The following is a 15,025-nucleotide window of genomic DNA, read 5'->3' as shown; positions in this document are numbered from 1 at the left end:
AAGTATTTTATACTCCCCGCCTGTCATCCTAAATCCCCTAATTTTATTTTTACTTTTTATACGCCTGTTGAGGATTCAAATTTTATTCTATGATCACCTTTCCCGAAGATTTCATCTTACCGTCTTTTGAATTGATCTTATAAATATAAGTTCCTGCAGATAAGTTCCCGGTATTAATAACCACATCATTCTTATTAATTTTTTGGTTCATTATTAATTTTCCTACCATATCATATAACGTGATTTCACTGGCAGATTTATCTTTAATGGTAAAATGAATATCATTTCCTTTTTTAACAGGATTTGGATAAGCGTAGTTCATGTTATTTTTTTCTGAAGCAATATCTTTTGTTGATAACGCTGCAGCACAGGCTACATCTGTTCGCCAGTTGGAAGCTGACATATTGACCAGAGTCGCAAAATGAGTGTTTGCTGTAGCATCTAAAGCCCCGTTTCCGCTGCCTTCGTTCATTTTCCAGTTGGCTTCAAGATTGGGAGAACCGGCCGGAACGTTACAGTTATTGGTAAGAATTTCTGAAGCGGTCAATGCTCTTTTCCAAACCCTGAATTCATCCAGGAATCCGTTAAGGGTACGGGAATTATCATAATTTCTGGCCAGATAAAGAATTCCGTTTGCTGTAAAATTTCCGGAAGCAGCTACACTGGCATCAAGCACCCCATTGATATAGATTTTCATTGCTGATCCATCGTAGGTTGCAGCTACATGATTCCATATATTAGTTGTCAATGCTGTAACACTGTTAAGTTTTACCTGAGCAGATCCGAAGCTTAAGATAAATTGCAGCTTATTATTAGCCAGGTTCCCATCTCCAAATCTCAGCATTGCAGAGTTACTATCTCCCACTTCAATTCCAATTACTGATGAGATATAGGGAAAACTGGGTTTGAAGGCATTTACTTTAACCCAACCTTCAAATGTCACTGCGTTTCCACTAAGATTAAATTGCCCTGCATTCAGGTAGTTTGTGCTTCCGTTAAAAGAAAGTGATCTTGCGCCAGGGCTCTGCACGGGAGCAAATCCACTGTTGAATGTTGACTCTCCCGAATATACGCTGGTGGTTGTTCCACCACATACAGCCTGTACTTTCCATACATAATTTGTATTCTCCGTTAATCCCGGTAAGGTATAAGAGTTTGTGGAAATATTCTGAACATCAGTCCAGGTTGTTGCTGCAGCTGTTTTATACTGTAAATTATAGCCGGAAGCACTTGCTACCACATCCCATGATACTTTGGTGGTTGTTCCCAAAAAGCTTTCAGACTTCATTCCAGAGGGTGTTCCACATGTACTGCCGGAATTAAAACGGGGAGCAAATAAATAGGTACTTTTTATAGTTGCTGAGCAGTTCGACTGTATTCTCCAGTCATAATCCGTATTCAGCGTCAGGTTATTAACCATAATATTGTTTCCGGAATAATTACTTGCAATGTTTGTCCAAGTAGTTGAATTAGCTGGTTTATAATCAATATTATAGGTCTGGGAAGCATTGCCTGTCCAGTTTAATTTAGCTGAAGTTCCGGTGGTATTAGTCGCTTCAAGTCCTAGAGGCGGGTCACAGGCATCTCCCTGGGCCCAGGAATAAAGCGGTCCGGTAAGCAGGGTATTTTCGTTGTACAGAATATTTGACCCAGTGCTTAAATAACTAGCATTATTAACTCCGTTAAGATCGTACCACATAAAAACGCCATAACCGTCATTAATTGTATTGGTTGCCAAAGTGGAAAGAGTAGCAGCAGAAGTGGACTGAGGATTTGAATTCTGTATCCATGTAGCTGCTGCAGAAAGCTTGGAATTGGTAAGGGGCGGTACGGAAGGCGCACTGTAAGTTCCATAATAGGGATTCCAGCTGTAATTGATATAATTTCCGGCTGCATCACCGTTGTAGCTTTGTCTTGAAGTTGCCGGTCCTAAATAATAAAAGGTGATCAGCTTATCCGGCATTGCTGCCTTTAGCTCCTGCAAAAGCATTACAAAAGAGCTGCTGTTGGGTTGCCCAGTCCCGTTATTTCCGTAGCCTGCATATTCATCGTCAAGATCCACCCCATCCAAACCATAGGTGTAAACGGTATGGGCTAGCTGCCGGGCAAAATCACGTGCAGCTTCCCGGTTCGGGAAATTGGAAATTCCGGCTCCCTGATGATTTCCGAGGATATCCAGAAGTACCTTAATTCCTTTCAGCTGTAAGGGGCGGACGTAGGTATTAACGTCATTCAGGACTTTTGTGACGTTATTGTTATTCGAAATATAGGCCCTGCTTTTGGAAACATCATAATTAATATTGGCAGCAAAAATAATTGCTACATCAAAAAGCTGTCTGTTTGTGTTCTGCAAAGTATACGACCCAGCATTCAGCATATTATTGTTGTTCACCTCCACATAGCAGACTCCCAAAGAATTGAGCTGTTGGGCTTTAAGTATGGATGCCCCGTGAATGACCAGTAAGATCAGGGCGGTAAGAATAGATTTTTTTTTCATAGTATTAATTTAGTTTCGGTAAAATCACCGGGCCGGAGCCCGATGATGATGATTTTTTATTTTATAATTAATTTTTCAGCTTGTTTCAGGCTTCCATTTTGAGATTCAAACTGAATGATATAATTGCCTTCTTTAAGTCTTGAAAGATCATACTGCTGATCTCCTGCATTGATTGTTTTTGTTTCCAGAGGATTCCCGGTAAGGCTATATACCGTTAGTTTTCCTTTATTATATTCGTCGGGAACTGAAACTGTAAATGGCAAAGATTTACTTGCAGGATTCGGGTATAACTTTATCTTTTTTGCTGTAACTTCTTCAAGACCTGCATTTTGGATTCTTGCTGTTGAAACTTTTTGAATTCCTGCTGGACAAGGTATATCTGTTCCCCAGTTGGAAGCATCCACTCCCGTTAATGTCAGAGTAATTCCGTTTCCTGAACTGTCCTGAACCGAAGAACCACTCCCTTCATTAAATTTCCAGTAGGCTGTAAGAGAAGTTGCCGGAAGAGTCACATTACACATATTCTGGCTGATTTCTGTCTGGCTTAATGCTCTTTTCCAAACTCTCACCTCATCTATTTTACCATTGAAATTCCTTGATGTATTGTATAAATATCCTACATTGAATGCTCCGCTGGAGGAAACGCTTCCGGTCTGGGATTTAGTCGCATCAAGAACTCCATTGATATAAATTTTCATGGCAGAACCGTCGTAGGTTGCTGCAACATGATACCATGTATTGGCATTCAATGCTGTAGCAGCGGTCAGTTTTTGCTGCACATTATTGATGCTTACCACAAATTGCAGTTTGTTATTGGCAATATTGGCATCGCCTAATCTTAAAAATGCTGAATTGCTGTCGCTTACCTCCGTTCCTAAAAGAGATGAAATATAAGGGGATGCCGATTTAAAAGAGGATGGTTTTATCCAGCCCTCCAGTGATAATGCAGATCCGCTTAAATTGATGGTTCCCGCTGCACCAGATTCCGTGCTTCCATCCAAAGAAAGAGAGGTCGATCCCGAAGGAGCTGTTCCTGTTCCGCTGTTGAATCTCGGGGCAAACATATAGGTACTCTTTACGCTACAGTTAGTTCTGATTCTCCAGTCGTATTCCGTATTGGCTGTTAATCCTGATATGGTTACAGATGTAGCTGTTGTAGCTGTTGCAACATTCGTCCATGTAGTAGAAGTAGCCGGTTTATAATCTACATCATAAGTGCTGGTTCCTACGGCTGACCAGTTTAATTTTGCACTTGTTCCTGTAAGATTGCTGGTAAATAATCCTATCGGGGCATCACAATTGGTTCCCTGTGTCCATGACTGTAAGGCAGTGCTTAAGATAGTCTGTTCCCCATATAATGTCTGTGTTCCGGCTGAAAGCTGTGATGTTTCATTGGTTCCGTGCAGATCGTACCACATAAATACTCCGTATCCGCCGTTCTTCGTCTGGGTAGCCAGGCTGGTTGTAGTGGAATTGGAAGTATTTCCCAGCCATACAGCTGCCGGAGAGATCTGTGCATTGGTAAGAGGCGGAACATTAGGGGCGGAAAAAGTTCCGTACATAGCATTCCAGCTGTAGTTGACATAATCCCCTACTCTAAGTCCGTTCCATGAAAGTCTTGAAGCAGCAGGGCCATAGTAATAAAAAGTGATCATTTTATCCGGCAGTAAAGCTTTTAATTCCTGTACAAGCATCACAAAAGAACTTGCGTTGGGTTGGCCGGTTCCGTTTTGTCCGTAATCAGAATATTCATCGTCAAAGTCAATTCCGTCTAACCCATAAGTATTTACAGTATGGGCAAGCTGCTGGGCAAAATCCCTGGCTGATTCACGGGTTGGAAAATTACAAATACCCGCCCCCTGATGGTTCCCCAAAATAGTCAGTACCACCTTCATTCCTTTTGCCTGAAGGGGCTTTATGTAAGTATCTGCGTTGGTCAACACTTTTGTAACGTTGTTATTACAGTACAGATAAGGCCTGCCTCTGCCTGTATCATAATTAATGTTGGCAGCAAAAATATTGACGACATTAAACAAGTATTTACCTGATGTCTGCAGTTTGTATGAACCTGCATTCAGGATATTGTTGTTGTTTACCTCCACATAGCATATTCCTGTAGGATTAAGCTGTTGTGCATTCAGCACAGGAATGGCATGAATGATCATTACGATCAACATAGTAATGGCTTTTTTCATAATGTTTTTTTTAAGTTGTTTTGGTATGATCTGAAATTTCTTCCTTGAAATTTAAATTTGCAATATAAATACAGACTAGAAGGCTCCTTCCGTTGACTTTTCCAGCTCACGGGCCGATTTCAAAAATTCTTCCACATCCATTTCTTTGAAAAAGAGCAGACCATGGGTTGCCCTGAGACGCGGACTTTCATTGTCGTAGAAATAAGGTTTTCCTAAAACCAGCTGAACATCTTTCAGTTGCTCCACCCAGGTCTGAATGGAAAGGTGACTGAATTTTCCATCGTAACGGTAACTCGGGAACGAAGCATCCACCTGGCTCATGTAGCTGTTGGTAAAGCTTTCATCCATCGTACTCATGGCATTCAGCGATACAGGGAAAATATGGGTGACATCCGCTGCATTAAACTGATACCAAACATTTCTGTACCCCCAGATTTTAATATTTGAAAGATCTTTTTCTTTGCCCCATTCCCTTACAGCTTCGGCTATGGCCTGCAGAACTTTGTAATGGGTGTCGGGACCGCTGCCTTCGGGGTCAAATGCCAGGCTGATTACGGTAGGATCTATCTCCCGCAGCTGTTTGAGGATCGGGATAACATCTCTTTCCCGGTTGGGTTTCTCCGTAAAAATCGCACCGGTATAAAATCCCAGTCTCAGATGATGAACATTTTTGGTTCTCACTCCGAAGTGGGCCCATACCAGCTCTTCTTCATATTCACGGATCATACCTTTTAAGGTCTGGATCTTTGGCTCAGGATTTTGTCCGTCATAGCTGAAATTCACGGCAGTGATGATTTCACTGATCCTGGTTTCCAGATCCTGTCTGTTTTTGAGATTCCAGAGCTCAACAATATTCCTTACCATTCTGTGGGAAACGGCTCTCGACCTTTCGTAAGCACTTCCGGAGGCAATATTGATCAGGTAATGGTAGACGTCTTTATCTTTTTTATTTTTATATCCTGCTTCAAAAAAATCGGGGTACTGAAGCATTTCTATTTCATCTTTCTTCACAAAATAAAGAGTGTCATTCAGAATTTTTATCAGAAACTTATTGGTAACCGCCGTAAATCCTGAAGTAAGAACCGAATAATGGGATGCATTGGTCTCATTACGCGACTGATAGTGGATATAAGGCAGCAATCCTAAAGAAATATCATCGTGATGTGGTCCGGTATGGTAAAAAACTTCGCTGCTGAGCCTTTCTGTTCCTTTTTTAATTTTCCCGTTAATGGAATCAATGACAGATTGAACGGTATGTTCGCTAAGGCCGGGAATAAGCTGTGTATACTGATCTTCTCTGAGATCATCCAATGTTAGATGTTCCGCATATTTATTCAGCTTCCGGGTCAGGGACATGATGGCTTTGTCTGTTTTTTCCTGTGACCAGCTGCCAGAATGGTAGTAATCATCAATATAATCATTCAGCATACTTGCCGCTCCCAACGTGATATAGAATCTTCCATTCGGGAGCCCTGCAAGAACAGAGGCCGGATATATGTTGGATGGCGGAAGCTCAAGAGCATTTTTTATCACAGGAGCCTTTGCTTCTCCTGCCGCGAAAATAATGGCTACGGCATCTTTGTTATGGGTAATGGTTTCCAGACCAATGGTGATCACCAGCCTTTCCTTTGAAATTTCAATTCCTCCGAGATCTCCTGCTGCAACAGCCTGGGTTTCAAAATTGGTGGATGTAAGCCGTGTGGTAGAGTAAGGATCGGAACCTTTGATATTGAAAGCGATATGGCCATCGGGACCTATTCCGCCCAGAAAAAAACCTATTCCACCCAACCCACGGATCTTCTGCTCATATTCCGAGCACCAGTTATCAATTAAAAAAATAGATTCTTTCTGTAGTTTTTCCTGAGGATTCCGGGCTTCGCGGTATCTCAGCTCAAGGTTTACTTTATGATCCGGGAAAATTTCTTCAAAACCCTTACCTTCTGCTAAAGGAATTTCATTGGAATTGACGAGCAGTGCATTTTCACGTTTCAGTCCAAAACCTTCAATATAATATTTGTTGACGTAATGATAAAAGCTATTCGCCTGTGATGACTGTATAGGATAAAATTCATCAATCTGAACAAAATAAAGTTCTGCCAGTGAGGGTTTATCCTGAAACATCAATCCGTGTTTCTTCCTCAGTTCAAGGATGCTTTCGTTGTCCCAGTTTTCAAGAATATGTTGGGTCCAGAAAATAAAATATTCCGGCGTTTTACCCGTGGGAAGACTGATGACTCCGGCCGGGTTTTCATGAACCCACTCCAGAAAGCGCAGGGCTGTAAGCATCCCTAAATTCGGAAAGTTATCTACAACGATATAGGGAACATTTACCTTATTGTTGCGTGGAACATCATTTAAAAATGACTGTTCTACGGGCGTAAAAGTTTTGTTCTTTTCCATTACGTTTTGTATTTTGTTTTATACGGGAACAACCTTAAGTCAGCAGGTCAGGATTCTCATTAAAGGTTTTCCATAATAGTTCTCCAAACAATGTATTGGCCCAGGCAAACCATTCCCTGGTAAATTTCTTATCGTTATCCTTGTGGAAGGATTCATGCATAAATCCTGTTCCTCCATGAGTTTTCTGCAGGGTTTCTATACACCATTTTATTTCCTTCTTGTCATTGGAAGTAAGCGCTTTCATGATGATACTCATCGGCCAGATCATATCAAGACCGATGTGCGGGCCGCCGATTCCTTCTGCAAGTTTTCCTTTGAAAAAGAACGGGTTATCCTGTGACCAAACATAATTTCTGGTATTTACATAAACCGGATCATCAGCTTTTACAGCCCCCAGATAAGGAAGGCCCAGAAGGCTTGGACAGTTGGCATCATCCATTAAATTATAACTCCCGAATCCATTCGTTTCGAACGCATAAATCTTTCCATATTGAAGGTGATCGTAGATTCCGTACTTCTTGATGGCGGCGTCTACCTCATCAGCCAGGCTATTTAGCTGCTGGGCTAACATTTTTTCATTTTTGATCTGTGAAACCATTTCCGCTGCCTGACGTAAACTCACGACTGCAAATAAATTGGAAGGGATAAGGAAAGCATAGATGGTAGCATCATCACTCGGACGGAACATAGAATTGATCAATCCTACAGGTTTTGTCGGATAGCCGTAACCGCCCATTGGAATTCCGTCTGTTGCCCAGGCTGTTGTACGTTCAAATTTATAGGGTCCCAGATCTGTTTTTCTCTGCTGCTCTGTAAAGGTTTGCAGAGTAAGCTTGATTCCCTGCAGCCAGTTGTTATCAAAGGGTTTTGTATCTCCCGTCGTCTTCCAGAAATGGTAAGCCAAACGAATTGGATAGCATAATGAATCGATCTCCCATTTTCTTTCGTGGGTGCCGGGTTTCATATCCGTATGATCATATTCTTTCCACTTGCTTATTTTATTTTCGTCGTTATAGAAAGCATTGGCATAAGGATCTTTAAGGATGAATTCTGTCTGTTTGTGAATGACCCCGGAGATCAGTTTATGAAGTTTTTCATCCTTTTTTGAGAACTGCAGGTATGGAAAAACCTGTGCAGAACTATCGCGAAGCCACATGGCATCAATATCTCCCGTAATAACGTAAGTATCCGGAGTTCCATTGATTTCTTTATAAAAAACGGTGGTATCTAAAGTATTGGGAAAGCAGTTTTCAAAAAGCCACGACAGCTCTTTATTCTTCACTTTCTTTTTAAAAGCTTCAATTGCACTTTCTACCGCTTCACTCGTAAAATGTCTTTTATCTTTCGGAACGCGGACTACAGGGAAATTTTCTACGCTTAATGTTTTTGCGAAAACATTTTGAGTAAACATCAGTCCCGCTCCTGCCAGTGCACTTGTCTTTATAAACTTTCTCCTTTCCATTATACTTTTATATTTCGTTATTGTTTGATCTATTTTACAGGCTTGCTTCCCATTACAAATTTCAGCTCGCCTCCATTCATAATGTCGCTGTGATTGATTTCCCAGCTTTTGAATTCTTTCCCATTCAGGAACATTTTCTGAACGTAGATGTTTTTATCGGAAATTTTATCCGCAATCACCGTGAAGGTTTTTCCATTTTCCAGCTTTAAAGATGCTTTCGGAAACTGTGGCGCTCCGATTGCGTATACTGGTTTTCCTGGAGTTACAGGATAGAATCCTAATGATGAGAAAATATACCATGCAGACATCTGGCCGCAGTCTTCGTTATTGACAATCCCGTCCGGTTTTGCCGCATACATATTATCGCGGATGAATTTGACCATTTTCTGGGTTTTGTAAGGAGCTCCCGCATAGTTGTACAGGTAAGGAACATGATGTCCCGGCTCATCACCAAATCCCAGAGAACCGATGAATCCTGAAATATCTACATGCTGCTCACCGAGCATTTTAAGTTCTTCGGTAAAGGTTTTGTCCAGTTTTTCTTCAAATCCTTTTTTACCTCCGTATAAATTCATCATTTCATCAATCTGGTGAGGAACGAAGAAATCATATGCCCATATATTTCCGGAAACCCAGTGTGGCTGTAGTTTTTTCCAGTCGTTTAAAGTAAAATCAGCAAGGAATTCACCGTTCTTTTGTCTTGGCCAGAAATGATTATTTTCTTTGTTGAAGGTATTCAGGAAATTCATAGAACGTTTCTTATAAACTTCTGCCTCTTCTTTTTTACCCAATTTCTCGGCAAGCTGCTGAATGCACCAGTCATCATACGCATATTCCAGCGTTGCAGAGACTGAAGCCCCGTTTTCAGATGGTGTGTACCCTAATTTGATATAATCATTAAGGCCGCCACCGCCATCACTGCTGCTCATTTTATCCGTTAAAGAAGCATCTTTCATTGCTGCAAATGCTTTTTCCTGATCAATACCCGGTACGCCTTTGGAAATGGCATCCCAGATTACGGATACACTGTGATAACCAAGCATGCAAAAATTATCGTAACCACAAAGTTCCCAGATTGGCATGTGATCTTTGCGGTCTGTGTATCTGCTGATCAGCGAGTTGGCAAATTCTTTTGTATGTTTCTGATCCATAATGGTTAGCAAAGGATGGGTTGCTCTGAAGCCGTCCCAATAGGAATAGGTACTGTAGTTGGTAAACCATTTAGTATTCATATTTTCCTGTGCAGCAACATAATCTCCATTGGTATCCATATACAGATTAGGAGCGATAAAGGTGTGGTACACTCCAGTATAGAAGATTTTTCTCTGGTCGTCCGTACCGCCGGTCACCTGGAATCTGTTGATTAGATCTCTCCAGGTATTCTGAGCCGTTTCTTTAGCTTGTGCAAAATCTACGTTCTTAGCTTCGGCATCAAAGTTTTCCTGAGCACCTTCCGTACTTACAGGAGATAAGGAGACTTTAACCTCTATACTTTCATTTTCCTGGGTTGAAAATCTCACGAAAGCTTTGGCATCTTTAGCTAGCGCTATTTTTTCGTTCTCTTTTATTTTTCCTTCAGAATAAGTTCCATAGGATTTAAAAGGTTTTGAAAATTCCATCACGAAATAAGCAAAACGTTTTCCGCCCCAGCCGTTGCTGTAGCAGTATCCTTTGATCTTATTGTTTCCTTCTATGCTTACCAGCGTATGGTAAATATTCCCGAAAATTTTATTGGTAGGATCAATGATGACATTAGATTCTTCACTCTTTGGGAAGGTATATTTATGGAAACCTACTCTCGGAGAAGCGGTCAGCTCGGCTTTAATTCCGTAGCTGTCCAACATCACGGAATAATATCCCGGTGAAGCCGTTTCTTTGTCGTGACTGAATGTCGACCGGTAGCCACTTTCCGGTTTGTCCTCAGAACCTGGAAGCATCTTTATTTTCCCGACGGTTGGCATCACTAAAATATCTCCAAGATCTGCCCAACCTGTTCCGCTGAGATGATTATGACTGAATCCCATAATGGTTTTACTGCTGTAATGGTATCCCGAACACCAGTCCCAATCGCCGCTTTTAGTATTCTGATCCGGACTGAGCTGGATCATTCCAAAAGGTGTAGTCGCTCCGGGAAATGTATGGCCGTGTCCTCCTGTTCCGATGAAAGGATCTACCCATGAAAGAACATCATCCTTCCGTTGCTGGGCATTTCCCACATGAGAAAACAGGATCATTGATAAAAATATAAGCAGTTCTTTTTTCATAATCATAATAGGGAAATCTTAAAAATTTCTCAAGATAGGAGTTTATTTAACAATATAAAAACCGAAACAATGATTTCAACAAGCAGTGACCGGTATATTATTTATATTTTGAATCCGCTTACAGCGAATTCTTTTTCATAAAATCAATAATTTCAGAAATATATCCAAACGCAATGGCCACAACGGTATCCGCGGCTCCATAATATACAGTTACCTTATCTCCTTCTGAAAGGGCAGCACACGGGAAAACCACATTCGGAATATCTCCCGTAAGTTCATACAATTCTGCCGGAGCCAGTAAATAAGGCTTCGTTCTGTACAATACTTTTGACGGATCTTCAAGGTCAAGCAGTGATGCTCCCATAGAATAACGGAACCCTCTGCAGGTATTGATCACTCCGTGATAAAAAAGCAGCCACCCTTCATCCGTTTTAATCGGAACAGGTCCTGCCCCTATTTTTGTACATTGCCATGCACTGTCTTCAAACGGTGCTACTTTCATCACGCAACGGTGCTCGCCCCAGTATTTCATATCCGGGCTGTAGCTGATGTAGATATCTCCGAAAGGCGTATGCCCGTTATCGCTCGGTCTGCTCAGCATGGCATATTTACCGTTTATTTTCTCAGGGAAAAGAACCCCGTTTCTGTTGAAGGGAAGGAATGCATTTTCACACTGAAAGAATTCTTTAAAATCAAAAGTATAGGCAATTCCTATAGTAGGTCCATGGTATCCGTTACACCACGTGATCCAGTATCGGTCTTCTATAAAGGCAACACGGGGATCATATTTATAATCCGATTCTATCATTTCTGTATTTCCGGCTTTCATATCAATCGGGTCATGATTGATCTCCCAATTGATCCCATCTTTACTGAAACCTGCAAAAATATTCATCTGCACTGCTTTGTTATCGCAACGGAAAACTCCTGCGAATCCATCTTCAAAAGGAACCACCGCACTGTTAAAAATGCTGTTGGACGTAGGTATTGCATATCTGTTGATAATCGGATTTGCAGAGTAACGCCACATTATATCCCGGCTCTCTTCCGGACGATCCTGCCAAGGGATCTTTGCTGGTTGAAATGTCATAAAGTATTTTTACTTTTTTATTTAATGTATTTAATAAAATGATTTAGTGTTCTTTTAGTTTTTCAGGATATGAAAACGGAACCAAAAGGGTCACGACAAAAGCAGGTATGGTAGCAATAAGTACCCAGATAAAAAACATTTTGTAACCTACCCAATCACTGATCATCCCGCTGAACATTCCGGGAATCATTACCCCAAGATTCATAATCCCGGTTGCAAAAGCATAGTGAGCCGTTTTATGTTCGCCCGGTGCGATCTGCTGCATAATATAAAGCATGAGTCCTACAAAACCGAATCCGTAGCCAAAATATTCAACTACAACTGCAATTCCTACCGGAAGAAGTTCTGCCGGCTGGAAATAGGCCAGTAATGCATAAACTATAAATGGAATATTAAAGGCTGAGCATAACCAGATTAAAGATTTTTTCAATCCTCTGGCAGCAATAAAGTAGCCTGCCAACACAGATCCCAAAATAAAGGCTGCTGAACCATAGGTCCCATAAATAAGCCCAATATCCGATGTGGATAATCCAAGACCTCCTGAAGTTCTCGGAGCTTTGAAAAACAGGGGAGCGATTTTTATCGCAAATCCTTCTGCAAAACGATACAGGATAATAAACAGTACCGCCCACATGATATTTTTCTTTTTGAAGAAAGAGATGATCACCTCCAAAAGCTCTTTACGGACATTTCCTGCTTTTCTGGTTTCTTTTTCCTGCTTATTTTCTTTCGGTAAAACAGCATAATGGTACAAAGCCAGGGCAAAAAACAAAAGACCATAAATTCCCATGATGATCATCCAGGCACTGGTGACTCCTTTGGTTTTCTCCAAAACTCCTGCAAAATAAACCAGAACTCCGCTGCTTATGATTTTAGCCAGATTGTAAAAAGCGCCCTGCCATCCGATATATTTTGCTTGCTCTTTGTTCGTTAAAAAATTGATATAGGTCCCGTCTGCAGCTATATCATGTGTGGCTCCGCAGAATGCAACGACCGAAAAAAGAGCAATACTATATTTGAAAAAATCCGGCAGAGGAAGCGTTAATGCAACCAAAGCGAACAGAATTCCTATGGCAAACTGAGTTGCAACAACAAAGAACTTTTTTGTTTTATAGATCTCAAGAAAAGGACTCCATAGAGGTTTTAATGTCCAGGAAAACATAATAAGCGCTGTCCAGAATGTAATCTTGGAATCTGAAACACCCATATCCTTGTACATAATTCCGGAAACCGCATTAATGGTCACAAAGGGTATTCCCATTGCAAAATATAATGTAGAGATCCAGAGGATCGGTTTTACTGAGCGAGTTTCAGACTTATTGTTTCCCATATTCAAATAAAATAGTAAAGAAAAGAAGGCCTCTCAAAAGCATCATTCCGAATTGAAACGAAACTAAAATTGAAGAATCTTTAAAACAAGTGTTTATCCGATATTTCTCCTGCCGAAATGAAAAAATTAAATCTAACTTTTGAGACGGCCTCTTTATCTTTATAATTGATCTGCTTAAAATTATTATTTTTTATCCCACCATAACCTGGTTCCGCCTGTATCGGGGCCTCCCAGTAATTGGACAGCTTGTGCATAGTTCAAAGTACTGTTACGGTATTTTGATGGGATAGGGATTCTTCTGATCATAGCATCAGTGCTTATCGTTCCCTGGCTATCATTCAATACATTTTTGAAGATGATTGGATAACCCGTTCTTCTTTGTTCTGCCCATGCTTCTGCACCATCAGGATAAAGCGCAATCCATTTCTGGGTCATAATTCTTTCTAATTTTCTTTCAAAAGAATCTGTGGCATTCCATTTTATGGTAATGGTACTTAGCTGTGGGTTTCCCGGCAAAATATCGTTAGAATGATTTTTGGGATCTATATAAGGGGCTTCTGTAGAGGTAGAATTATTTACATAAGCATCATAGCCTCCAGCCTTTCCCCACTCTTCTAAAGACACAGAAATTCCTTTGTTATAATTGGTTCCTGCATCACCAGCACCTGCATAGCCTCTTATAGCAGCTTCTGCTTTCAAGAACCATGCTTCAGCAGCAGTAAAAATTTTGTTTTTACCATTGGAGCCAGAAAAGTAATCTCCATTAGCAGAGATCGCAGCTGCCTTTGAGTAGCTTCCGTAACCCGGACTCAAATCCACACCTTGCCTTACTCCCACATATTGGTTTAATACACCTGCATCGGTTGCAGGCTGTGCATATAAGGAAATTCTCGGATCATTATAACCATTCATGTATGCCATCAGAGGGGCTCCGATTTTACAATCACCCCAAGAATAAATAATATCAAACAATGGAGAAGCCTTTCCATAAGAAACCAAAGCATTTTCTGAAGTATCATCGATTAATCCAGCAGATGACGCAAGTGCTTCTTCTGCATATTGTTTTGCTTTTGCAGGATCTGCATAGCTGATTCTGATGGCATATCTCAGTTTCAGAGAGTTGGCCAGCTTTGCCCAATTAGCAGTATTTCCCCCAAAAACCAGGTCTGATTTAGAAATTACCGCTTTATCTTCTACTCCAATTGGTTTTTGTAATGCAACAATCGCTGCATTAAGATCGGTAACGAAATGATTATAAGCATCTTGTTGAGAGTCAAAATCTGTAATACCATTGGCTCCGGGTGTTTCAAATTTGCTATAAATTACCGGCCCGTGAGCATCTGAAACTTTTTGTGCTGCCAAAATTCTTGAAATATTAAGAACTGCTAAAGATTGAGAAAAATCTATTCCCGGATAATATTTCGGAGCGTTTAACTTGAAATTTTTGTATTGCTGATTAACATCTTCCAATTGATTGAGCATAATTCTTTCGTTCCAGCCATCCATCATAAAATATGTGGTATTGTTTATTCCTCCATTATAACGGGTTGCTGTACTGAAAAAACCACTGTACATATCTGCATTTAAATTAGTTTGCAATTGATAAATCCAGTTTTGAGGATTTTGCAAATTGCTTTGTATCTGTCTTAAAGGATTGGTAAGCAACGCGAAATCTGCCAAAAGCTGCTCGTCATAAACCCCATTGTATTCAGAATCTATTTCTTCAAAATTGCCGGTACAGTTTAATAAGGGTAAAAGTCCTATTGTACCTAACATTAATATTTTAA

General features: G+C 40.7%; 8 protein-coding genes. All 8 read right to left on the bottom strand.

Translation table 11 applies throughout. The features are described 5' to 3' along the window. Positions 1-82 precede the first annotated feature (82 nt). The 8 genes from ACTJIV_RS02265 to ACTJIV_RS02230 all read right to left on the bottom strand — a co-directional run bounded on the left by ACTJIV_RS02265 (position 83) and on the right by ACTJIV_RS02230 (position 15,014). Positions 83-2,497, bottom strand: a complete 2,415-nt coding sequence (locus tag ACTJIV_RS02265) for an endo-beta-N-acetylglucosaminidase H (RefSeq protein ID WP_440625354.1) — start codon at positions 2,495-2,497, stop codon at positions 83-85. Positions 2,498-2,553: 56 nt separating this feature from the next. Then, on the bottom strand, positions 2,554-4,692 hold the full coding sequence (locus tag ACTJIV_RS02260) for an endo-beta-N-acetylglucosaminidase H (protein ID WP_440625352.1): 2,139 nt from the start codon (positions 4,690-4,692) through the stop codon (positions 2,554-2,556). A gap of 75 nt (positions 4,693-4,767) precedes the next feature. Continuing rightward, positions 4,768-7,092, bottom strand: coding sequence for a glucosamine-6-phosphate isomerase (locus ACTJIV_RS02255; RefSeq protein WP_440625350.1), 2,325 nt, complete (start codon positions 7,090-7,092; stop codon positions 4,768-4,770). A gap of 34 nt (positions 7,093-7,126) precedes the next feature. After that, positions 7,127-8,554: a glycoside hydrolase family 125 protein gene (locus tag ACTJIV_RS02250; RefSeq protein ID WP_336377835.1), complete on the bottom strand. Its 1,428-nt coding sequence runs from the start codon at positions 8,552-8,554 to the stop codon at positions 7,127-7,129. 29 nt (positions 8,555-8,583) lie between these two features. Beyond that, positions 8,584-10,818, bottom strand: coding sequence for a GH92 family glycosyl hydrolase (locus tag ACTJIV_RS02245; RefSeq protein WP_440625348.1), 2,235 nt, complete (start codon positions 10,816-10,818; stop codon positions 8,584-8,586). Positions 10,819-10,936: 118 nt separating this feature from the next. After that, positions 10,937-11,908: a glycoside hydrolase family 130 protein gene (locus ACTJIV_RS02240; protein ID WP_111958778.1), complete on the bottom strand. Its 972-nt coding sequence runs from the start codon at positions 11,906-11,908 to the stop codon at positions 10,937-10,939. 43 nt (positions 11,909-11,951) lie between these two features. Further along, on the bottom strand, positions 11,952-13,238 hold the full coding sequence (locus tag ACTJIV_RS02235; protein WP_440625345.1) for an MFS transporter: 1,287 nt from the start codon (positions 13,236-13,238) through the stop codon (positions 11,952-11,954). Between the two features lie 183 nt (positions 13,239-13,421). Beyond that, positions 13,422-15,014 (bottom strand): SusD/RagB family nutrient-binding outer membrane lipoprotein, encoded by a 1,593-nt coding sequence (locus ACTJIV_RS02230; protein WP_223558081.1) that lies wholly within the window; start codon positions 15,012-15,014, stop codon positions 13,422-13,424. Positions 15,015-15,025 lie beyond the last annotated feature (11 nt).

The sequence above is a fragment of the Chryseobacterium sp. 22532 genome (genome assembly GCF_052044665.1).
GTDB lineage: Bacteria > Bacteroidota > Bacteroidia > Flavobacteriales > Weeksellaceae > Chryseobacterium > Chryseobacterium lathyri.
The sequence above is the reverse complement of the archived record's forward strand: the minus strand, read 5'-3'. Positions and strand labels throughout refer to the sequence as shown.